Annotated in this window: 15 protein-coding genes; 4 read left to right on the top strand and 11 right to left on the bottom strand. The window is 67.1% G+C overall.

The features are described 5' to 3' along the window. Window positions 1-70: 70 nt before the first annotated feature. The 5 genes from AC3WON_RS10295 to AC3WON_RS10275 form a co-directional block, all read right to left on the bottom strand. The gene (locus AC3WON_RS10295) at window positions 71-1792 is read right to left on the bottom strand and encodes a gamma-glutamyltransferase family protein (RefSeq protein ID WP_492351748.1); all 1722 of its coding nucleotides are present in this window, start codon (window positions 1790-1792) and stop codon (window positions 71-73) included. A gap of 132 nt (window positions 1793-1924) precedes the next feature. Then, entirely contained in the window at window positions 1925-2461 is a 537-nt protein-coding gene (locus tag AC3WON_RS10290) for a DUF1097 domain-containing protein (protein ID WP_492317456.1), read from the bottom strand. 37 nt (window positions 2462-2498) lie between these two features. Continuing rightward, window positions 2499-3767: an amidohydrolase family protein gene (locus tag AC3WON_RS10285; protein WP_492317457.1), complete on the bottom strand. Its 1269-nt coding sequence runs from the start codon at window positions 3765-3767 to the stop codon at window positions 2499-2501. 135 nt (window positions 3768-3902) lie between these two features. Then, window positions 3903-4553 (bottom strand): response regulator, encoded by a 651-nt coding sequence (locus tag AC3WON_RS10280; protein WP_492317458.1) that lies wholly within the window; start codon window positions 4551-4553, stop codon window positions 3903-3905. Then, window positions 4550-5617: a sensor histidine kinase gene (locus tag AC3WON_RS10275; RefSeq protein ID WP_492351747.1), complete on the bottom strand. Its 1068-nt coding sequence runs from the start codon at window positions 5615-5617 to the stop codon at window positions 4550-4552. Before AC3WON_RS10275 ends, AC3WON_RS10280 begins: the two co-directional genes overlap by 4 nt. A gap of 412 nt (window positions 5618-6029) precedes the next feature. Here AC3WON_RS10275 and AC3WON_RS10270 point away from each other — a divergent pair, with 412 nt between their 5' ends. Together AC3WON_RS10270 and AC3WON_RS10265 are read left to right on the top strand one after the other, a co-directional pair. After that, on the top strand, window positions 6030-7046 hold the full coding sequence (locus AC3WON_RS10270) for a fimbrial protein (protein ID WP_492351746.1): 1017 nt from the start codon (window positions 6030-6032) through the stop codon (window positions 7044-7046). Between the two features lie 64 nt (window positions 7047-7110). Then, window positions 7111-7512, top strand: coding sequence for a hypothetical protein (locus AC3WON_RS10265; RefSeq protein WP_492317461.1), 402 nt, complete (start codon window positions 7111-7113; stop codon window positions 7510-7512). Window positions 7513-7574: 62 nt separating this feature from the next. Here AC3WON_RS10265 and AC3WON_RS10260 read toward each other — a convergent pair whose 3' ends face one another. Continuing rightward, complete coding sequence (locus tag AC3WON_RS10260) at window positions 7575-8069, bottom strand: cyanophycin metabolism-associated DUF1854 family protein (protein ID WP_018312457.1); 495 nt, start codon at window positions 8067-8069, stop codon at window positions 7575-7577. After that, window positions 8059-10350, bottom strand: a complete 2292-nt coding sequence (locus AC3WON_RS10255; RefSeq protein ID WP_492317463.1) for a cyanophycin metabolism-associated ABC transporter — start codon at window positions 10348-10350, stop codon at window positions 8059-8061. The genes AC3WON_RS10260 and AC3WON_RS10255 overlap by 11 nt, the downstream gene beginning before the upstream one ends. Window positions 10351-10590: 240 nt before the next feature. Here AC3WON_RS10255 and cphA (AC3WON_RS10250) point away from each other — a divergent pair, with 240 nt between their 5' ends. Together cphA (AC3WON_RS10250) and cphA (AC3WON_RS10245) are read left to right on the top strand one after the other, a co-directional pair. After that, window positions 10591-13224, top strand: a complete 2634-nt coding sequence (gene cphA / locus AC3WON_RS10250; RefSeq protein ID WP_492317464.1) for a cyanophycin synthetase — start codon at window positions 10591-10593, stop codon at window positions 13222-13224. A gap of 46 nt (window positions 13225-13270) precedes the next feature. Then, window positions 13271-15841, top strand: coding sequence for a cyanophycin synthetase (gene cphA, locus AC3WON_RS10245; RefSeq protein ID WP_492317465.1), 2571 nt, complete (start codon window positions 13271-13273; stop codon window positions 15839-15841). 61 nt (window positions 15842-15902) lie between these two features. On the opposite strand, the gene AC3WON_RS10240 is transcribed toward cphA (AC3WON_RS10245), so the two are convergent. The 4 genes from AC3WON_RS10240 to AC3WON_RS10225 all read right to left on the bottom strand — a co-directional run bounded on the left by AC3WON_RS10240 (window position 15903) and on the right by AC3WON_RS10225 (window position 19998). Continuing rightward, on the bottom strand, window positions 15903-16562 hold the full coding sequence (locus AC3WON_RS10240; RefSeq protein WP_492317466.1) for an amino acid ABC transporter permease: 660 nt from the start codon (window positions 16560-16562) through the stop codon (window positions 15903-15905). A 109-nt stretch (window positions 16563-16671) separates the two neighbouring features. Further along, a complete protein-coding gene (locus AC3WON_RS10235) occupies window positions 16672-17481 on the bottom strand; it encodes a transporter substrate-binding domain-containing protein (RefSeq protein WP_492351745.1) in 810 nt (269 codons plus the stop codon). A 200-nt stretch (window positions 17482-17681) separates the two neighbouring features. Further along, window positions 17682-18593: a glutamate/aspartate ABC transporter substrate-binding protein gene (locus AC3WON_RS10230; RefSeq protein WP_492351744.1), complete on the bottom strand. Its 912-nt coding sequence runs from the start codon at window positions 18591-18593 to the stop codon at window positions 17682-17684. Between the two features lie 121 nt (window positions 18594-18714). Then, window positions 18715-19998, bottom strand: a complete 1284-nt coding sequence (locus AC3WON_RS10225) for a D-amino acid dehydrogenase (RefSeq protein ID WP_492351768.1) — start codon at window positions 19996-19998, stop codon at window positions 18715-18717. Window positions 19999-20040: the final 42 nt, after the last annotated feature.

Below are 20040 nucleotides of genomic sequence, written 5' to 3'. Positions count from 1 at the left end.
CTTTTTCTTGGGTGACGCACCAGCACCGCGCAGCGTCAGCGGGAAGCGCGGCAGGCGCTGGTGCGCCGGTTTATACCCCCAGCGCCCGGCCATCGCTGCGCGGGTCGTGCGCGCCGGCAAGCTGGCCGCCGGCATCGATCCGGATCGCACCCGGATGGCCGGCCAGCTGGCTTTGCGCAGGGATCGGGCTCAGTTGATGGCCGCGCGCGGCAAGCTCGCTGAACACCGGCAGGCCGGCATCCTGTTCCAGCTTGAGGCTGTCGCGGCTGTCCGAGAAGGTCTTGCCCAGCAGGAAGCGCGGGCGGCGCAGAGCCGTCAGCGGATCCATGCCGTAGTCGATCATCCGTGTCAGCACCGCGGCCAGTGTCTGCGGCTGGCCGTCGGCGCCTTGCGTGCCGTACAGCAGGTGCGGCCGGCCCTGCTTCAGGTAGATGCCGGGATTGAGGGTATGGAATGGCCGCTTGCCGCCGCGCAGCACGTTGGGGCTGGCGGGATCGAGGCTGAACGATGCGCCGCGGTTGTGCCAGAGCACCCCCGTGTCGCCGACGACCAGGCCGCTGCCCCAGTCGAAATAGACGGTCTGCAGCATGCTCACGCAGCGGCCCTCGCGGTCGGCGGCGCCGATGTAGACCGTGTCGCCGGGCTTGAACACATGCGGCCACGCCATGGCGCGGTCCATGCGGATGCGGCGCGCGTGGGCGTCGAGATTGGACCTGGACAACAGCCGGTCCAGCGGCACGTCGACAAAATCGGGATCGGCGACGTAGCGGTTGCGGTCCAGGAACGCCAGCTTCACCGCCTCGACCAGCAGGTGGTAATAGTCTGCGCTGCCTTCCGGGATACCGGACAGATCGAACCGGTCGAGGATGCCCATGATCTCCAGCGTGGTCACGCCTTGCGTGGGCGGACGCAGGCCGAGCAGTTCGCCGTCGCGGTAAGCCACGCGCAGCGGCACTTCTTCGCGCGCCTGGCAGCGCGCCAGGTCATGTTCGCGCAACGGCGAGCCGGCCTTGGCCAGCCCGGCGGCAAGGCGACCGGCGAGGTCGCCCTCGTAGAATTCGCGCCCGCCTTGTGTCGCCACCCGGTCCAGGGTGCGGGCCAGCTCGGGCTGGCGGAACATTTGGCCCGGCCTGGGCATGCGCCCGTCTGGCATGAAGACCTGTCCGAAGCCATCCCAGCCTGACAGGTCCGCCGAGCGGAACTCCTGCCAGAAGCACTGTGACGGCGTGACCGGGAATCCGTTGGCGGCGTACTCGGTGGCCCGCGCCAGCAGCGCCGACCACGACTGCGTGCCGCCCCACTGGTCCCGGCTGAAGGCAAAGGCGCGGTCCCAGATCGCAACGGTGGCGGCGGCAGTGAGGGCCGCTGCCGGGCCCCTCAGCGGAATGGTGCCGGCATAACCCGGGGTCTCGGACGCGGCCTGGCCGATGCCGGAGAACGTGCGCACATTGCCGCCGCGGTCGCTGACCACCAGGAAGGCGTCGCCCCCCAGGCCGGTAAAGTGAGGATATGTCACGCTCAGCACTGCACCGATGGCAATCGCCGCCTCGATGGCGTTGCCCCCGGCCTTCAGTACCTCAAGCCCCGCCTGGCTGGCCAGTCCATGCGGGCTCGTGACCATGCCCGTGGACGAATGCGCCAGCCCCGCGCGCCCGGATTGCGCCGGCTCCTGCGCCAGTTCCTGCCCGACAGCAGGCAATACTGTGCTGCCCGCCAGCGCGGCCGAGCCGGCCAGGAATGCCCGACGCGACGTGCCGGTGCCGCAAGGATCCACTTCACCCAGAAATTCCATACTCACTTCCCCCGGATACGCGGCGACCGTCCGACGCTGACATTCCCTACGCGCCGGCCGCCGCGATAACGATTCGATGATGGCGCCGGGTCAAGCCGCGCCTTGCACGCAGACCCGGCAGGACACGTCGGCTCAGGTCTCAGTCTTCCAGCCCTGCCATGGGCGTTCGGCAACGGATTCCGGCGCGGCATAGTGATGCTTGATCCAGGCATAGGCCGGCCCGAGCGCATTCATGGCGATCACCGCCCCGAGCGCGACAACGGGATCGCCCGGCACCGGGCCGAAGCCGCCGAACAGCGTTGCAAAATACGAGGCAAAGCCAAAGAACATGCCGGGGATGAAGCGCAGCCTGACGAACACGCGTGCGAGGTACATCATCGAAGCGTTGAGCGTGAACAGGATCACCATCTCCGCCACGATCAGCGCAGGGCCGGAGAACTGCTCGGCTGCCTGGCGGAAGCAAAGCACGATGACAAAGGCAAAGAGCGAGCCCACCGGCAGCGTCGGCCAGATCTTCTTCAGGTTCTCCGGCGTGGGACCGCCCATGGCAAAGGTCGCGGCCCAGCTGATGAAGATGGCCCATGGCGGCAGGTGCGAGGCATGCGCGGCGATGGGAACAGTGGTGATGGCAAGCAGTGAGGCCACGACTTCGGCAGGCAGCTTTCTCATGATCGACTCCTTGATGGACGGGGAACGGGCATTGCTGTCAGTGCGGGCAGCACCGGTGCCGATGGATCTCGCAGCGATGCTGCGTGACCACGGTGATCTTGCCGCGCTTCACCACCCAGAGCCGCGGCGGGATGTCGATCAGCGCATCGGCCACCTGGAAGGTATCGAGCACGACCAGGTCCGCCTGGCGCCCGACCTTGAGGCCATAGGTGTCGTGCAGGCCGATCGCGCGCGCGGCGTTGTGCGTGCCCATGTCGAGCACCGCGAGCTGGTGCTCGGGCACGCCGAACTGGGCCACGTGCGCCAGCATGTTGCCGATCTGCAGCATGTCGGCCTTGCCGAACGGGGTGAAGGCATTGCGGATATTGTTCGAGGAATACGCCACGTTGACCCCGCCGCTGTGCAGGGCCTTCACCGGCGTCAGCCCGCGGCGCTGGTTCTGGACGTCCTTGCGGCCGCCGAGATAGAGATCGGTGGCGGGCAGCGTGACGATGCTGATGCCGGCCTCGCGGATCTGCTCGATCAGCGGCTGCAGCTGCGCCGCGTCAAGCGCGCCCAGGCTCGTGACATGGCCCAGCGACACGCGCCCCTGGTAGCCGGCTTCGATGGTCTTCTGCGCGATATATGACACTGCGGCAAAGCGCTGGTCGCCGGTGTCGTCGGCAAAATCGGCATGCATATCCACCGGCGCGTCATAGCGTTGTGCCAGTTCGAAGACCATGTCGATATGGCGCATGGTGTCGGCCCAGCTCAGCTCGTTGTACGGACAGCCGCCGACCACATCGGCGCCCATGTCCATGGCCTCTGTCAGCAGCTCGCGGGTGCCCTGCGATTTCAGGATGCCCTCTTGCGGGAAGGCCACGATCTGCAGGTCGAGCAGATCGTGGTACTCCGATTTCAGCTCAAGCAGCGTCTCCACCCCGATCAGCCCCTGGATCAGGTCGACATCGGGATGCGCGCGGATCGCCACCGTGCCGTTCCTGACCGCCATGTCCAGCACCTGGCGCGAGCGGTCCAGCACATCCTGGCGCTGCTGCTTGCTTTTCAGGATACCGGTGACGCGGATGGCTTCGTCCAGCGTGCCGAAGCGCGCCGGCAGGCGGCGGTGCAGCAGAGCCTTGTCCAGGTGCAGGTGCGCTTCGACCAGCCCCGGGATGACGGCGCGGCCGCCGGCCTCGATCACTTCATGCGCCGGCACGTCGATGCCGGGCTCGATGGCGGCGATGCGGCCGTCGCGGATGGCGATATCGGTCAGGGGCGCGTCGTCGCGAACGCAGGCGTCCCGGATCAGCAGATCCAGCTGCATGGCTTGTCTCCTCAGGTCTTGTTATGCAGGCGAAGTCAGGGCTTCGCTACCTGAAGCGTAGGTGCCGGGCCGGCATCGCTACATCAGGATTGGCTGAATTCGACCTAAGGATTTTCCTAGACGCACCGCAGCAGACTAGGCCGCGTCCCCGGCTTCGGCGAGCAGGCCGTGGCGGATGGCGTAGTGCACCAGCCCGGCCGTCGATGCGATGTCCATCTTGCCGAGGATGTTGGCCTTGTGGGTGCTTACCGTCTTGGCGCTGAGCAACAGCGCCGCGGCGACCTCGTTGATGCCCAGCCCCTCGGCCAGCATCTGGAACACCTGCAGTTCACGCGCCGTCAGCCGTGCATGCGGCAGCATGGCATCGGGCTGCCGGGCCTGGCTGAGGAGCTTGTCGGCAATCGCCGGCGAGACCGCGGTACCGCCGCGCGCCACCTTGCGGATGGCACCGAGCAGCTGGTCGGACTCGACATTCTTGGTCAGGTAGCCAGCCGCGCCCGCGCGGATAGCCTGCACCGCGTATTGCGACTCGCGGTACATGCTCAGCACCAGGACCGGCAGCGCCGGATAGCCGGCCCGTATCTGCTGGATCAGCAGGATGCCGCTGCGCCCCGGCATCGACATGTCCAGCAACAGCACGTCCGGCGCCTGCGCGCGCAGCAGCGCCAACACTTCGCAGCCGTCGGCGGCTTCGGCCACCACCTGCATGTCGGGCACGGTGGAGAAGATCTTCTTGAGCCCGTCGCGGATGATAGTGTGGTCGTCGGCAAGCATCAGGCGGATCATCTTGCCCCTCCGTTGCCGGCAGCGCCGGCATTGGGAATCTGCGCCTCGACCCGGGTGCCGCCGCCCTTCTCGCCGGTTACCGCCAGCTTGCCGCCCAGCATCAGCGCACGCTCGCGCATCCCCAGCAAACCCAGGCTGCGGCGATGCCCGGCCCTGGACGCATCGATGCCGCGGCCGTTGTCGGCAACCACCAGCCGCAAGGTTCCGCCGGCCTCGCTCAGTTCCACCCGCACGCGATCGGCGCGGCCATGACGGCAGGCATTGGTCAGCGCTTCCTGCGCGATGCGAAAGACCGCGGTGCTGAGTTCGGCGCCGAGCTCGCCAACGGGCTGCAGCGCCAGCTCGCAGGCGATGCCGCCGCGCTCGGAAAAGGACTCGGCCAGCCACTCGATCGCAGCGGTCAGCCCCAGCTCATCCAGCAGCGGCGGGCGCAGGTCTGCCGCGATGCGCTGCACCGCGTCCACCGTCGAATCCGCGATCTGCTTGAGCATCTGCAAATGCTTGCGGCACGCGTCGCCAGCATCGGGGCCCTGCTGCGCTTCGATAAAGCTCAGACCCAGGCGCAATGCCGTCAGGGACTGGCCAAGCTCATCGTGCAGCTCGCGTGAGATCCGGGTGCGCTCCGCCTCGCGCACGGACTGCAGGTAGGCGGACAACTCACGCAACTGCGCGCGCGAGTCCAGCAGTTCCTGCTCGGAGCGCTTGCGGTCGGTAATGTCGCGCGAGATGCCGACCGTGCCGACGACCGCGCCGTCCTGGCCCCGAATCGGCATCTTGATCGTATCGAACCAGCGCAGGCTGCCGTCCTGGCCGTGACGGCATTCCTCATAGCGCCGGCGGATGCCGCTGGCCACCACGGCCTTGTCGGTGCCCAGGTAGACCTGTCCCCATTCCTCCGACCACACCTTGTCCGGCGTGCTGCCCAGGATCTCGGCCTCGGACCGCCCGCATGCGGCCATGAAGGCGTCATTGACCAGGACGTAGCGGGAGCCGACGTCCTTCAGCCAGGCCTGGTCGGGTATGTTGTTCAGGATGGCCCGCTGCAGGTCGACATACGTATCCATGACTTCTCCTTGCCGGGCCCTTGCCTTGCCGGCAGGCGCCCGATTCATGACAGACAAGTATCGATTCATGCATTGCACTCATCAGACGGCATGGCCTGCCTGCATCCCCTCGCAGACTATAGCCAGCAACCGGCGGCAATGCGCTTGTCGTTTTCCTCAATGGCTGGACGAAAGCGAACGTCCGGATCACAGAGCCTTGCGGCATGGTGTGGATCAAGGAGCTGTTTGGCAGTTCTTCCGTTCCGGTGGCGTGAAATCTCTGACCCGGGTTTAAGGCAAGCCTTATTGCCGCCGGACTGCGCCAAACCTATCGTAGTAGCGCAACTTCAACCGGCATGCCGGAAAGCCGGAGGGCCGGCCCGCAACCTGGCCGTTTGTGCACGCCGCGCATGCCATCACGGCGAGCCCTGCTATGAACGGAAAACAACTAATCAGCACCCTGCGCCACTGGCTGGTGGTACTTGCATGCTTTGCGGTCCCGCATTTCGCTCATGCGACCTGCAGTGCCACGCCGGCAATGCCATATCTGCAGGCACTAAGCAACATTGCCGTCGCCGCCAACCTTACCGTTGGCAGCACCATTCCCGGAACGGTGCACTACTATTCATTCAGCGGCACCTGTGCCTACGTGCCGCCGTACGTGGTGGCCGGCGCTCCCATCATCTCCTGCTACTACGGCAGCGGCACTGAAGTCATGCCCGGCGTCTACTCCACCGGCGTCGCCGGCATCGGCATCCGGCTGCGCAATGCCTCTGGCCAGCCCATGACGAATGCCGCTGGTGTCTGGTGCGATACCCGCGGCGCTAACCTGGGAAACCTGGACGCAAACCTGAACTATGCCGTGTCGGTATCGGTGGAATTTGTCAAGACCGGCCCGATCACCTCAGGCAATCTCGATCCAAGCCAGACCGAGTTCGGCTTCGGTGTCTACAACGGCAGCTTGGCCGGCGCGCTAGGCGGCTCTGGCAACAACTACATCGGCTTCTCCGGCAATGTGACCCCCCGGGAAATTGCCTGCAATCTCAACTACCCAACGGTGGTCAACTTGCCGACGATCAGCGCCAGCACGCTCGCGAGCGGGCGCGCGGGTGGCAGCACACCATTCGCCATCCAGTTGACCTGCAGCGGCGCGGCCATAGTCGGCATGACACTCGACGGCGCCGCAGGCACACCCGTGGTCTCGGCCGCAACCGGCATACTCGGCATCAGCGGTGGCGGGACGGGCGGCATGGCCAGTGGCGCTGGCGTGCAGATCGTCAATGCGAGCGGCACCGCGCCCGTTCCGCTGCAGGTGCGCAATGCGATGGGCAACATCACGGCCAACGTTCCCGCCACATACCGCTTCGGCGCGCGCTACATCGGACTGGGCGGCACGCCCTCCCCGGGGACGGTGTCGAGCGCGATGGTCTTTACCATGGATTATCAATAGCCGGCATGGAAGCGGCGCGCCGAAGGACTACAATAGCCGGCTGCAGTCCTTGAAGGCTTTCGCCATGTCTGACCATCCCCGCTTCACCATCAACCGTTCCATGGTCGCCCTGGTCCCGGAACAGCCGTTCCTGGACTGGATCCAGGCGGTCGATCCCCAGCCGGTGGCCGGCCTCACGCTAGAGCAGGTGCGCGAGGATCAGAGCGTGTTCCTGCTGCCGGAAGAACTGGCCGATACGCACGACAACGCCGTGCGCTGGGTCGAGAAGCGCTGGCAGGAATTCTTCGAATTCATGCTGGGCGAGTGGTTCGACGACTCGATGTGGCCCGAGGAACTGTCGCTGCAGATGTTCCGCGAGTGGTTCAGCGTGCGCTACCACTCGATGGTGTTCGACATGGCGCCTGACGTGCCGGTCATGCACGATGACTGGGACGACGCGGACGACGCGTCCGAGATGCTGCACTAGGGCCCGGATCGGGAACCCGACCGGCAGAGCTCCGGCCCGGGGTCAGCGTCGCCAGGGACGCCTCAGAGGAAGCGGTCGAGGATCTTGCGGCTGTGCTTGTCCAGCGCCATCAGGTCGCGGATCAGGTAGTGGATGCCGTGCGTGTCCGATATCAGCAGCGTGCTGCCGGCCAGGCGCCGGATCGCCTCTTCGCCGCGCAGCACCAGTTCGGTCTGGCCGCGATCGGTCTGCACCGTCCACACGCTGGGCGTGGCATAGGTCGACACGCTGACGATACGCTGAATCTCCGGCATGAACTCGCGCGAGGCGAGTTCCGCTTCGATCATGCTGCGCTCTGCCAGCGGCAAATCCTCCAGCCGCGGAATCCACACCACTTCATGCCCGTCGGTGCTCATCAGGCCGATGCCGCCCTGCGGTGCGGAAATCGGGAAGGCGCGCACCGGCACCACGCCTTCGTGGACGGTGCCGTCCTCGGCGATCAGGACCAGGCGGCCAAAACGATTGCGATCTAGCGTAAACATGGGCGTCGGCGTGGTGGCGGGGATGTCATTGGGCATTGGCGGCCTCCGGCGTTTCGATCGCTTCGTCTTCGCCGTCCTCGGTGTCGACATTGCGCGCCTGCGCCTGGTACAGCTTGTAGTACGCACCTTCGCGCAACAGCAGCTCATCATGGCTGCCGACCTCGACGATCTGGCCGCGGTCCATCACCACCAGCCGGTCGGCCTTGCGCAGCGTCGACAGGCGGTGCGCGATGGCGATGGTGGTGCGGCCCTGCACCAGGTTGTCGAGCGCCTTCTGGATTTCCTTCTCGGTGGCGGTGTCGACCGACGAGGTGGCCTCGTCCATGATCAGGATGCGCGGGTTGATCAGCAGTGCGCGCGCGATCGAGATGCGCTGGCGCTCGCCGCCTGACAGCGCCTGGCCACGCTCACCGACCAGCGAGTCATAGCCGTGCGGCAGGCGCAGGATGAACTCGTGCGCATGCGCGGCGCGCGCGGCGGCGATGATCTCTTCGCGCGTGGCGTCGGGCTTGCCGTAGGCAATGTTGTCGGCAATCGTGCCGAAGAACAGGAACGGCTCCTGCAGCACCAGGCCAATATGGCGGCGGTACTCCGACACCGGCAGCGAGCGGATATCGACGCCGTCGACGCGGATCGCGCCCTCGGAAACATCGTAGAAACGGCAGATCAGGTTGACCAGCGTGCTCTTGCCCGAGCCGCTGTGCCCCACCAGGCCAATCATCTCGCCCGGCTCGATCGACAGGTTCAGCCCGCGGATCACCGCGCGGTTACCGTAGCGGAAGCCCAGGTCGCTCATGTCGATGGCGCCTTCGACCTTGTCCAGCTTCGCCGGGCGCACCGGCTCCGGCACGCTCGACACATGGTCGAGGATGTCGAAGATGCGCTTGGCGCCGGCAGCGGCCTTCTGCGTCACCGAGACAATCCGGCTCATCGAATCCAGCCGGGTATAGAAGCGGCTGATATAGGTCAGGAACGCCACCAGCACACCCACCGTGATGGCGCTGTGCGACACCTGCCAGATGCCGAACACCCACACGATCAGCAGGCCGATCTCGGTCAGCAGGGTCACCGTCGGCGTGAACAGCGACCATACCGCGTTGACGCGGTCATTGATCGCCAGGTTGTGCTTGTTGGCCTCGCGGAAGCGCGACACCTCACGCTTTTCCTGGGCAAAGGCCTTGACCACGCGGATGCCGGGGATGGTATCGGCCAGCACATTGGTGATCTCGGACCAGATCCGGTCGATCTTCTCGAAGCCGTGGCGCAGGCGGTCCCGCACCAGGTGGATCATCCAGGCAATGAACGGCAGCGGCACCAGCGTGACCAATGCCAGCCACGGGTTGATCGATACCAGGATCACCGCCGTCATGAGGATCATCAGCACGTCGGTGGCAAAGTCCAGCAGGTGCAGCGACAGGAAGACGCAGATGCGGTCGCTTTCCGAGCCGATGCGCGCCATCAGGTCGCCGGTGCGCTTGCCCCCGAAGTATTCCAGCGACAGCTTTAGCAGATGTTCGTACGTGGTAGTGCGCAGATCGGCGCCGATACGCTCCGATACGCGCGCGAGCAGGTAAGTGCGCGCCCACCCCAGCGACCAGGCCACCAGCGCCGCCCCCAGCAATCCCGCCAGGTACAGACGCACCAGCCCGTAGTCGATTGGCACCCCGTTCTGGAACGGGATCAGCACCTTGTCCATCAGCGGCATGGTCAGGTACGGCGGCACCAGCGTGGCCGCGGTGGACAGCAGCGTCAGCAGGAAGCCCGCCAGCAGCTGCCACTGGTACGGCCGGGCAAAGCGCCACAGGCGCAGCAGCGCCCAGGTCGACGGCGGGGTTTCCAGCTCCCGGCTGCATTGGGGGCACTGTTCCTCGTCCGGCGGCAGCGGCGCCTTGCAGGTCGGGCACAGCACTTCGCCCGCCTCGCCGGCCGGGCGCGCGCCGGCGGCATCGCGCTGGAATTCGAACTGGTCGGCCAGCCGCAGCGCGGCCGGATTGTAACCAAGCGTGTATCGCCAGCTGGCCAGCCGGCCCTCTGGACCGCTCAGTTCCAGCGCGCCCACGCCCGCGTGGTCGGTGTGCGAGAGGCGCAGGGAGGTCCCGATGTTCCATTCCCGCACATTTTTTTCACCGGGAGCCCGGGCAACGATGCGCTGGTCGGTCACAACCAGCCACCCTTGGGTAAAATGCAGCTTCGCGTCGAGGTCCAGAACCAGTCCGGCCAGGACGGTCTCGCCGGGTCGGAGCCACGATCCGGATTCGGTCCGCCAGGGCTCGTCGGCAGCAGGGGCGGTAGGGACAGGCAGGGAGGACTGGGTCATGGATGGCGCGGCGTGCGTCCAGGGGGTACGGACATAACTTGAAACAAATTTAGGCCGGGCACGCTCTGGCGGCCCGCGAATTCGCCCGCAGTATACATAACGACGAACGCGCGGGTACTCCTGATGCACTGCACAATCACTTTTACACGAAGAAAGTCAACCCGCTCTGTGCTGTAACGTTACTGAAAGGTTAGGCTTCCATTTCTCGGGCGGTTCCGCCCACTGCCTCAAGCTAATTCAATGAAAAAGAAGGACATTGAGATTTTCGATGTCATGTCGCTGCGCGGCCCGAATATGTGGACATATCGGCCCGTACTGGAGGCATGGGTCGATATCGGGGAACTGGAGGACTTTCCCTCCAACACGATTCCGGGGTTCTACGAGCGCCTGTCGGCCTGGCTGCCGTCGCTGATCGAGCATCGCTGCAGTATCGGCGAGCGCGGCGGCTTCCTGCAGCGCGTGAAGGACGGCACCTGGCCCGGCCATATCCTGGAACACGTGACGCTTGAGCTGCAGAACCTGGCAGGCATGCCCGGCGGCTTCGGCAAGGCGCGCGAGACCCCGGTGCGCGGCGTCTACAAGGTGATCGTGCGCGCCTGGCACGAGCAAGTCACCCGCGTCGCCCTGTTCACCGCCCGCGACCTGGTCATGGCCGCGATCGAGGACCGTCCCTTCGACGTCCCCGCCGCCGTGGACAACCTGCGCCGCCTGGTGGACGAGCATTGCCTGGGCCCCAGCACCGCCTGCATCGTCGATGCCGCGGACGACCGCGACATCCCGGCGATCCGCCTGTCGGACGGCAACCTGGTGCAGCTGGGCTACGGCGCGCGCCAGCGCCGCATCTGGACCGCCGAGACCGACCGTACCAGCGCCATCGGCGAAAGCATCTCGCGCGACAAGGACCTGACCAAGAGCCTGCTTGAGTCCTGCGGCGTGCCGGTCCCCGAGGGCCGCATGGTCGATTCCCCGGCAGACGCCTGGGACGCCGCCGAGGACATCGGCGTGCCGGTGGTGGTCAAGCCCTATGACGGCAACCACGGCCGCGGCGTGTTCACCAACCTGATGACCCGCGAGGAAGTCGAGACCGCCTACGGCGTGGCCATCGACGAAGGCAACGGCGTCATCGTCGAACGCTTCATCCCCGGCAACGAGCACCGCCTGCTGGTGGTGGGCGGCCGCCTGGTGGCCGCCGCCATGGGCGAGACCGCGAGCGTGGTCGGCGACGGCAAGTCCACCATCGACGAGCTGATCGAGCTGCAGATCAATTCCGATCCGCGCCGCGGCACCACCGAGGATCATCCGCTGAACCGTGTGCGGCTGGACTCGGCCGCGCGCCTGGAACTGAAGCGCCAGGGCATGGACGCCAGCTCGGTACCGCCCGAAGGCCGCACCGTGCTGATCCAGCGCAACGGCAATGTCGCCTTCGACGTCACCGACCGCGTGCACCCGAGCGTCGCAGCGCATGCGGCGCTGGCCGCGCGCGTGGTCGGGCTGGACATCGCCGGCGTGGACCTGGTGGCCGAGGACATCTCGCGCCCGCTGGCCGAGCAGCGCGGCGCCATCGTCGAGGTCAACGCCGGCCCCGGCCTGCTGATGCATATCAAGCCGGCCGAAGGCACGCCGCGTCCGGTCGGCCGCGCCATCGTCAACCACCTGTTCCCTGAGTCCGATGACGACCAGGGCCGCATCCCGGTGGTGGGCGTGACCGGCACCAACGGCAAGACCGTGGTCGCGCGCCTGGTGGCGCGCCTGCTGCAGCTGTCGGGCAAGCATACCGGCCTGGCCTGCAGCGACGGGCTGTTCCTGGACCGCCGCCAGGTGGAAAGCGGCGACCGCGCCAACTGGGAATCGGGCCATCGCATCCTGATGAACCGCGCGGTCGAGGCCGCCGTGTTCGAGAACGACAGCGGCAGCATCCTCTCCGAAGGCCTGGCCTACGACCGCTGCCAGGTCGGCGTGGTCACCAATTTCGACCAGCCCGACCACCTCGGCGACTACTACGTCGAGGACGAGGACCGCATGTACAACGTGCTGCGCACGCAGGTCGACGTGGTGCTTGAGACCGGCGCGGCCGTGCTCAACGCGCGCGACGAACGCCTGGTGGAGATGGCCGGGCTGTGCGACGGCGACGTGATCTTCTTCGGCCTGACGCCGGAGCTGCCCGCGATCGTGTCGCACCGTGCCGCCGGCAAGCGCGCGGTGTACCTGCGCGAAGGCAAGATCGTGCTGGCCACCGGCAGCAGCGAAACCGCGCTGGTGGACGTGGCCGCGGTGCCGCTGACCTATGCCGGGCGCGTCGCGTTCCAGGTCGAGAACGTGCTGGCGGCCGTGGCCGCGGGCTGGGCGCTGGGCATTTCCAACGACCTGATCCGCGCCGGCGTGGTGACCTTCGATGTCGGCCAGGTCGACGTGCCGGGCCGCTTCACGCTGTTCGAGCGCAACGGCGCCACCGTGGTGGTCGACGACGCCCACAACGCGCCCGCGCTGGAAGCCCTGGCGACCGCGCTGGAGCGCTTCCCGGCCGAGCGCCGCATGGTGGTCTACGGCGCCGGCATGCAACGCCGCGACGAAGACCTGGTGCGCCAAGGCATGGCGCTGGGCCAGCATTTCGACCGCGTCTTCCTGTGCGAGGACCGCAGCGTCAAGCGCGCCCTGCCCGATGCCGAGGCGCGCGCGCTGCTCAAGCAGGGCCTGTACGAAGGCCGGCGCGTCACCAAGATCATCGACGAAGGCACGCGTGCCAGCGCCATTGAAACCGCCCTGAACCAGCTGGTGCCGGGCGACCTGCTGGTACTGCAGTGCGACGAGGCCGCCACCGGCGCCACCGTCGACCTGGTGCACCACTGGATGGGCCAGCCTGCGCGCCGCGCCTGACGCGGCCCCAAGCTCAACCGCGCATAGAAGACACGGAAACCGTTCTATGGAAGTCTCACGTATCCGGGCCCTGCGGGGCCCGAACCTGTGGTGCCGCCACACCGCCATCGAGGCGATCGTGGCCTGCCAGGATGCCACCAACATGCTGTCGGCGCTGCCCGGTTTTGAAGACCGGCTGCGCGCCCGTTTCCCCGAGATCGGGCCGCTGCGCCCGGACGAGGAGTCGGGCGAGCTGTCGCTGGCCCACGTGCTGGAAGTGACCGCGCTGCGCCTGCAGGCCGCTGCCGGCTGCCCGGTCACCTTCAGCCGCACCGCGCAGACGGTCGAGCCCGGCACCTACCAGGTGATCGTGCAATACAGCGAGGAAGAAGTCGGCCGGCTTGCGTTCGAGCTGGCCGAGGCCCTGTGCCGCGCCGCGCGCAACGACACCCCGTTCGACCTGGCCGACGCGCTGCACCGCCTGCGCGAGCTGGACGAGGACGTGCGCCTGGGGCCCAGCACCGGCTCCATCGTCTACGCCGCCGTGGCGCGCGGCATCCCCTACCGGCGCCTGACGCAGGGCTCGATGGTGCAGTTCGGCTGGGGCAGCAAGCAGCGCCGCATCCAGGCCGCCGAGACCGACCGCACCAGCGCCGTGGCCGAATCGATCGCGCAGGACAAGGACCTGACCAAGACCCTGCTGCACGCCGCCGGCGTGCCGGTGCCGCTGGGCCGCTCGGTGCGCAGCGCCGAAGAGGCCTGGGCCGCAGCGCAGGAAATCGACGCCCCGGTGGTGGTCAAGCCGCGCGACGGCAACCAGGGCAAGGGCGTGGCGGTGCGCATCCGCACCCGCGAGGAAGTGATGACGGCCTACGAGGTCGCCTCGGACATCAGCTCGGATGTGATCGTCGAGCGCTATATCCCGGGCCATGACTTCCGCCTGCTGGTGGTCGGCAAGCAGCTGGTGGCGGCCGCGCGCCGCGATCCGCCGCAGGTCATCGGCGACGGCGTGCATACGGTGCGCCAGCTGGTCGAGGAAGTGAACCGCGACCCGCGCCGCGGCGAAGGCCATGCGACCTCGCTGACCAAGATCCGCTTTGACGACATCGCGCTGGCCACGCTGGCCAAGCAGAACCTGACCGCCGATTCCGTGCCGGCCAACGGCACGCGCGTGGTATTGCGCAACAACGCCAACCTGTCCACCGGCGGCAGCGCCACCGACGTGACCGACGACGTCCACCCGGACATCGCCGCGCGTGCCGTGGCGGCGGCGCAGATGGTGGGCCTGGACATCGCCGGCGTCGACGCCGTGTGCGAGACCATGCTCAAGCCGTTCGAGGAACAGGCCGGCGGCATCGTCGAGGTAAACGCCGCGCCGGGCCTGCGCATGCACCTGCAGCCGTCTTACGGCAAGGGCCGCGCGGTCGGCGAAGCCATTGTCTCGACCATGTTCTCCGATGGCGACGATGGCCGCATCCCGGTGGTGGCCGTGTCCGGCACCAACGGCAAGACCACCACGGTCCGGCTGATCACCCACATCATGGCCACCAGCGGCCTGCGCATGGGCATGACCGGCACCGATGGCGTGTATATCCAGGGCGAGCGCATCGACACCGGCGACTGCAGCGGCCCGCGCAGCGCGCGCAACGTGCTGCTGCACCCGGACGTGGACGCCGCCGTGTTTGAAACCGCGCGCGGCGGCCTGCTGCGCGAAGGCCTGGCATTCGACCGCTGCGACGTGGCGGTGGTGACCAACGTGGGCGAAGGCGACCACCTGGGCCTGTCCTACATCAACTCGGTGGAAGACCTGGCGGTGCTCAAGAGCGTGATCGTGCAGAACGTCGCGCCGCACGGCATGGCGGTCCTGAACGCAGCCGACCCGATGGTGGTGCGCATGGCCGACGCCTGCCCCGGCAGCGTCACCTTCTTCGCCCACGATCCCAACCAGCCGGCCATGGCCACGCACCGCGCGCAGGGCAAGCGCGTGGTGTTCGTGGACGGCGCCGACATCGTCGCGTCCGAAGTCGATACCGAAGTGCGCATCGCTCTGGCCGAGATCCCGCTGACGCGCAACGGCACCATCGGCTTCCAGGTCGATAACGCGATGTCGTCGATCGCGGCCGCGTGGGCGCTGGGCATCGACTGGTCGATCATCCGCCGTGGCCTGGCCACCTTCGTCAACGACGCGCAGACCGCCCCGGGACGCTTCAACGTGTTCGACTACCGCGGCGCCACGCTGATCGCCGACTACGGCCACAACCCGGATGCCATCCTGGCGCTGTGCAACGCTGTCGAGACCATCCCGGCCAAGCGGCGCATGGTGGTGATCAGCGGCGCGGGCGACCGCCGCGACGACGACATCCGCCGCCAGACCCAGATCCTGGGCGGCGTGTTCGATGAAGTCATCCTGTACCAGGACCAGTGCCAGCGCGGCCGCGCCGACGGCGAGGTGCTGGCGCTGCTGCGCGAAGGCCTGCAGGGCGCGCAACGCGCCGGCCAGGTCGAGGAGATCCGTGGCGAGTTCCTCGCCATCGATACCGCGCTGTCGCACCTGCAGCCGGGCGACCTGTGCCTGGTCCTGGTGGACCAGGTGGAAGAGGCGCTGGGGCATATCGCCAGCCGCATCGCGCAGGGCTGACCGGCCCGGCGATAAAAAAAAGGCCAGCTCGGCGGAGCTGGCCTTTTTCTTTGCGCGCCGATCAGTGGCGCCCGGGCAGCGACAAGCGCCGCTCCAGCATATGCTGCACGCCCGACAGCCCGGTGCTCAGCACCCAGTAGATCGCCGCTACCGCCAGGTACAGAGGCAGCGGCTGGTAGGTGGCCGCGATCACCTCCTGCGCAGTGCGCAGCAGCTCGGTCACGGTGATGACCGATACCAGCGAGGTGTCCTTGATCAGGCTGATCAGGCTGTTGGACAGGCTTGGCACCGCCAGCCGCAGCGCCTGCGGGCCGATCACGTAGCGCAGTGCCTGCACCGGCGTCAGGCCCAGGCTGTAGGCTGCCAGCCATTGGCCGCGCGACACGCCCAGGATGGCCCCGCGCATGCTCTCGGACAGGTAGGCGCCGACGTTCAGGCTCAGCGTCAGCACGCCCGCGGGGGTGGGCTCCAGCGCGATGCCGATGCCCGGCAGCCCGTAGTAGACGACAAAGATCTGCACCAGCAGCGGCGTGCCGCGCATGATGCTGACGTAGGTGCGCGCCACCGCCTTGAGCACGCGGCTATGGCTGATGCCCATCAGCGCCACCACCGTGCCCAGCATCAGCCCGAACACCATCGACCACAACGCGAACTTGATGGTCAGCAGCGCGCCCTGCAGCAGCACGGGCATGGAGTCGATGACGAGTTGGAGAGCTGGCATAAGGAAGGCTGAGGCGTGAACAATGAACGCGTGGCGCAAATGGCAAACGGCGCGGCAGCCCTCTGGCCGCCGCGCCGCGACATGATACCGCCCGGCTTACTTCACAGGCTTACTTCACCGGCTTGGTCACATCGGTGCCGAACCACTTCACCGACAGCTTGTTGAGTGTGCCGTCTTTGCGCAGGTCATCCAGCGCATGGTTGATGGCCTGCGCAAACTTGGGATTGTCCTTGCGGAACGGGATGGCGACTTCCGAACCCGCACCCGGCACCACCGCGCCCGGGCGCAGCGGCAGGTTGGCCGTCTTGATCAGGTAGCCCACCATCAGCCGGTCATTGAGCGCGGCATCCACGCGCTGCGCCGCCAGGTCGCGCAGGTATTCGGGCGCGCCGGGGTAGGTCTTGACGTCGATGCCCGCCACGGACTTGGCCAGGTCGTTGTAGTTGCTGCCCAGGCTGACGCCGAGCTTGTGGCCCTTGAGCGCTTCCAGCGACTTGAACTCGCGCTTGTCATCCTTGCGCTGGATCAGCTGCGCTTCGGAGTAGACATAGGGCGTGGAGAAATCCAGCACCTGCTTGCGCTGCGCCGTGGCGGCAACCTGGTTGACGATGACATCGAACTTGCCGGCCTGCAGGCCGGCAATGATGCCGCTCCACTCGGTGGTGACGAACTCCGGCTTCACGCCCAGCTTGCCCGCCACCGCACGCGCCACGTCCACGTCAAAGCCTTCCAGCTCGTTCTTCGCGCCGCGGAAGCCGAACGGCGGATAGGTGCCCTCCAGGCCGATCCTGAGCACGCCGGCCTGCCTGACGGTATCGAGCAGGTCGGCGGCCTGCGCCGCGGTGGACGCCAGCCCGGCGCCGGCAAGCAGCGAGGCAGCCAGCAGGGATTTGAGCCAGCCAGTACGAATCGATCGCATATGTTCTCCAGTGGATGCGGATAAGCAGTATGGGGGGCAGACAGAGCCGGAGGCCGCTTGTGAGGGCCGCCGGCCAGTTGTGCTGCTATGAGCCTATATCGGCCTCAACACTACCGCAAACACTATCGAGCGCTAAATATTGATTCATTATGGCTAAATAACCACCGGACCTGATACGCCCCTGCGTTGGCGCCCTGCCCTTACTGGTAGGCCTTGTCGTTGGGCGCCGCGAACAGCGCCTTCATGTCGGCCGAGAGCGGGTAGTTCATGTTGATGCCGCGCGGCGGAATCGGCGACATGAACCACTTGTTGTACAGCTTCTCGGCACGGCCGCTGGTCTGCAGGTCTGCGATCACGCCATCGGCCAGCTTCTTGAACGAGGGATCGTCCTTGCGGAACATGCAGGCGTAGTTCTCGGTCTGCAGCGGCGCGCCGACCACCACCCAGTCGGCTGCGCTCTTGGCCTTGGTGCGCTCGCCGTACAGCAGCGGCTCGTCCATGACGAAGGCAGCGGCACGGCCGGTCTCCAGGATCAGGAAGGACTGGCCGTGGTCCTTGGTGCTGATCAGGTTCATGTTCATGGCCTTCTCGCCGTTCATCTTGACCAGCAGGCGCTCGCCGGTGGTGCCGGCGGTGGTGACCACATTGCGGTCCTTCAGGTCAGTGAACTCCTTCACGCCCGAATCCTTCCTGGTCAGCATCTTGATGCCGTAGACAAACATGCTGTTGGAGAACGCCACCTGCTTCTGGCGCTCCAGGTTGTTGGTGGTGCTGCCGCATTCGATGTCGATGGTGCCGTTCTGCACCAGCGGGATGCGGTTCTGCGAGGTGATCGGGGTCAGGCGCACCTGCAGGCCGGGCATCTTCAGTTCGCTCTTCACCTTGTCGACAATCTGCAGCAGGATCTCGTGCGAATAGCCCATGACCTCCTTGCCATCGGTGTATGAGAACGGGATCGACGATTCGCGATAGCCAAGCGAGATCACGCCGCTGTCCTTGATCTTCTTCAGCGTGTCGCCATCGGCGGCATGGGCGGCGCCGGCGGCCAGCAGCAGCGTGGCGGCCGCAAGCGCGCGGCGGGTCGCGGATCGGTGGGTGTGCAGTGATTGCATGTGGCGCTCCTTGTAGTGGGGCTTGGTCATTGAGGCATGTTTCGTGGACGGCGTCGTGGCTTGCGGACGCACGGGTACGGCATGAACCAACACTTGCCTGCGGCGCTAGCGGGACAGGACACTAGGCGCACACAGCATCAAAATCCTCTGCTTCGATGGCCGGACGGCGCCCTGCCAGCCGGTCGGCCAGCAGGCCGGCGCTGCCCATCGCCAGCGTAAAACCGAGTGCGCCGTGGCCCAGGTTCAGCCATAGCCCGGACACGCGCGACGGCCCCACCAGCGGCAGGCCGTCCGGCGTGGCCGGGCGCAGCCCGGCCCACGGCTGCAGCTGCGCCAGCGGCAGCTCGGGCACGATGCCCTCGAACAGCGCGCGTGTCTGTGCCACCAGCGTGCCGACCCGCTCCGGGTCGATGCGGGTGCCGCCGCGCACCAGGTCGGCCATGCCCGCCACCCGCAGTGTATTGCCGATGCGCGCGTAGACGATCTTGTTGGCAAAGTCCGTCACGCTGATATGCGGCGCGCGCGTGCCGCTGGCCAGCGGCACCGTGATGCTGTAGCCCTTGAGCGGCCACAGCATCGGCCGCACGCCCAGCGGGCGCAGCAGCGGCACGCTGCCGATGCCGCCGGCCACGATCACCACGTCGGCCGGCACCACGCCGCTGGCGGTCCGCACGCCGGTCACGCGCCCGCCCTGCTGCACCAGCTCTTGCACCACGGTGCCGAAGCGCATCGACACCCCGGCGTGCGCCCCGTCTTGCAGCAACCGTGCCAGCGACAGGCAGAAGCGGTGGCAGTCGCCCACTTCCTCGCTCGGCGTGTAGATGGCGCCGGCAATCTCGTTGCGGATGCCGGCCAGCGCGGGCTCCAGCGCCACGCAGGCATCGCGGTCCAGCGCCTGCTGCTCGCAACCCAGGCTGGCCTGGTAGTCCAGCAGCCGGCAGGCCGCGTCGAACGCCGCCGCATCGCGGTGCACAACCAGTTTGCCGCGCCGCGCAAAATCGAAACCGGCGCCAACATCGTCATGCTGGTGCCGGGCCACGAAGGCCTGCATCAGGTCGCGTGAATAGAACCCCAGCCGCAGCAGCTTGCGCGTGGTGGCTTCACTGGTGGCGGCATTGCAGGCGCCCATGAAGGCTGCCAGCCAGCGCCACTGCGCCGGGTCGGCCGCGGGCCGGAAGCGCATCGGCGAATCGCGCCGCAGCAGCCAGCCCGGCACCTTGGCCATCACGCCCGGCCCGGCCAGCGGCGCCACATAGCTGTAACTGAGCTGCCCGCCATTGGCAAAGCTGGTCTCCTCGGCCGGCCCGTCGTGGCGCTCCAGCACCGTCACCTGGTGGCCGTCTTCGGCCAGGCGCCACGCCGTCGTCATGCCGACCACGCCGGCGCCCACGATCACTACCTGCATTGCCATCCCTTGATTGCTTTTTCCCGATCCGGCAAAGCGTAG

This window comes from Cupriavidus sp. FW305-46, assembly GCF_058787075.1.
The sequence above is the reverse complement of the archived record's forward strand: the minus strand, read 5'-3'. Positions and strand labels throughout refer to the sequence as shown.

What these genes read in the sequence shown, in the direction of transcription:
- AC3WON_RS10295 (WP_492351748.1), bottom strand. Translation starts at nt 1,792, where the DNA reads ATGGAATTTCTGGGTGAAGTGGATCCTTGCGGCACCGGCACGTCGCGT.
- AC3WON_RS10290 (WP_492317456.1), bottom strand. Translation starts at nt 2,461, where the DNA reads ATGAGAAAGCTGCCTGCCGAAGTCGTGGCCTCACTGCTTGCCATCACC.
- AC3WON_RS10285 (WP_492317457.1), bottom strand. Translation starts at nt 3,767, where the DNA reads ATGCAGCTGGATCTGCTGATCCGGGACGCCTGCGTTCGCGACGACGCG.
- AC3WON_RS10280 (WP_492317458.1), bottom strand. Translation starts at nt 4,553, where the DNA reads ATGATCCGCCTGATGCTTGCCGACGACCACACTATCATCCGCGACGGG.
- AC3WON_RS10275 (WP_492351747.1), bottom strand. Translation starts at nt 5,617, where the DNA reads ATGGATACGTATGTCGACCTGCAGCGGGCCATCCTGAACAACATACCC.
- AC3WON_RS10270 (WP_492351746.1), top strand. Translation starts at nt 6,030, where the DNA reads ATGAACGGAAAACAACTAATCAGCACCCTGCGCCACTGGCTGGTGGTA.
- AC3WON_RS10265 (WP_492317461.1), top strand. Translation starts at nt 7,111, where the DNA reads ATGTCTGACCATCCCCGCTTCACCATCAACCGTTCCATGGTCGCCCTG.
- AC3WON_RS10260 (WP_018312457.1), bottom strand. Translation starts at nt 8,069, where the DNA reads ATGCCCAATGACATCCCCGCCACCACGCCGACGCCCATGTTTACGCTA.
- AC3WON_RS10255 (WP_492317463.1), bottom strand. Translation starts at nt 10,350, where the DNA reads ATGACCCAGTCCTCCCTGCCTGTCCCTACCGCCCCTGCTGCCGACGAG.
- cphA (WP_492317464.1), top strand. Translation starts at nt 10,591, where the DNA reads ATGAAAAAGAAGGACATTGAGATTTTCGATGTCATGTCGCTGCGCGGC.
- cphA (WP_492317465.1), top strand. Translation starts at nt 13,271, where the DNA reads ATGGAAGTCTCACGTATCCGGGCCCTGCGGGGCCCGAACCTGTGGTGC.
- AC3WON_RS10240 (WP_492317466.1), bottom strand. Translation starts at nt 16,562, where the DNA reads ATGCCAGCTCTCCAACTCGTCATCGACTCCATGCCCGTGCTGCTGCAG.
- AC3WON_RS10235 (WP_492351745.1), bottom strand. Translation starts at nt 17,481, where the DNA reads ATGCGATCGATTCGTACTGGCTGGCTCAAATCCCTGCTGGCTGCCTCG.
- AC3WON_RS10230 (WP_492351744.1), bottom strand. Translation starts at nt 18,593, where the DNA reads ATGCAATCACTGCACACCCACCGATCCGCGACCCGCCGCGCGCTTGCG.
- AC3WON_RS10225 (WP_492351768.1), bottom strand. Translation starts at nt 19,998, where the DNA reads ATGCAGGTAGTGATCGTGGGCGCCGGCGTGGTCGGCATGACGACGGCG.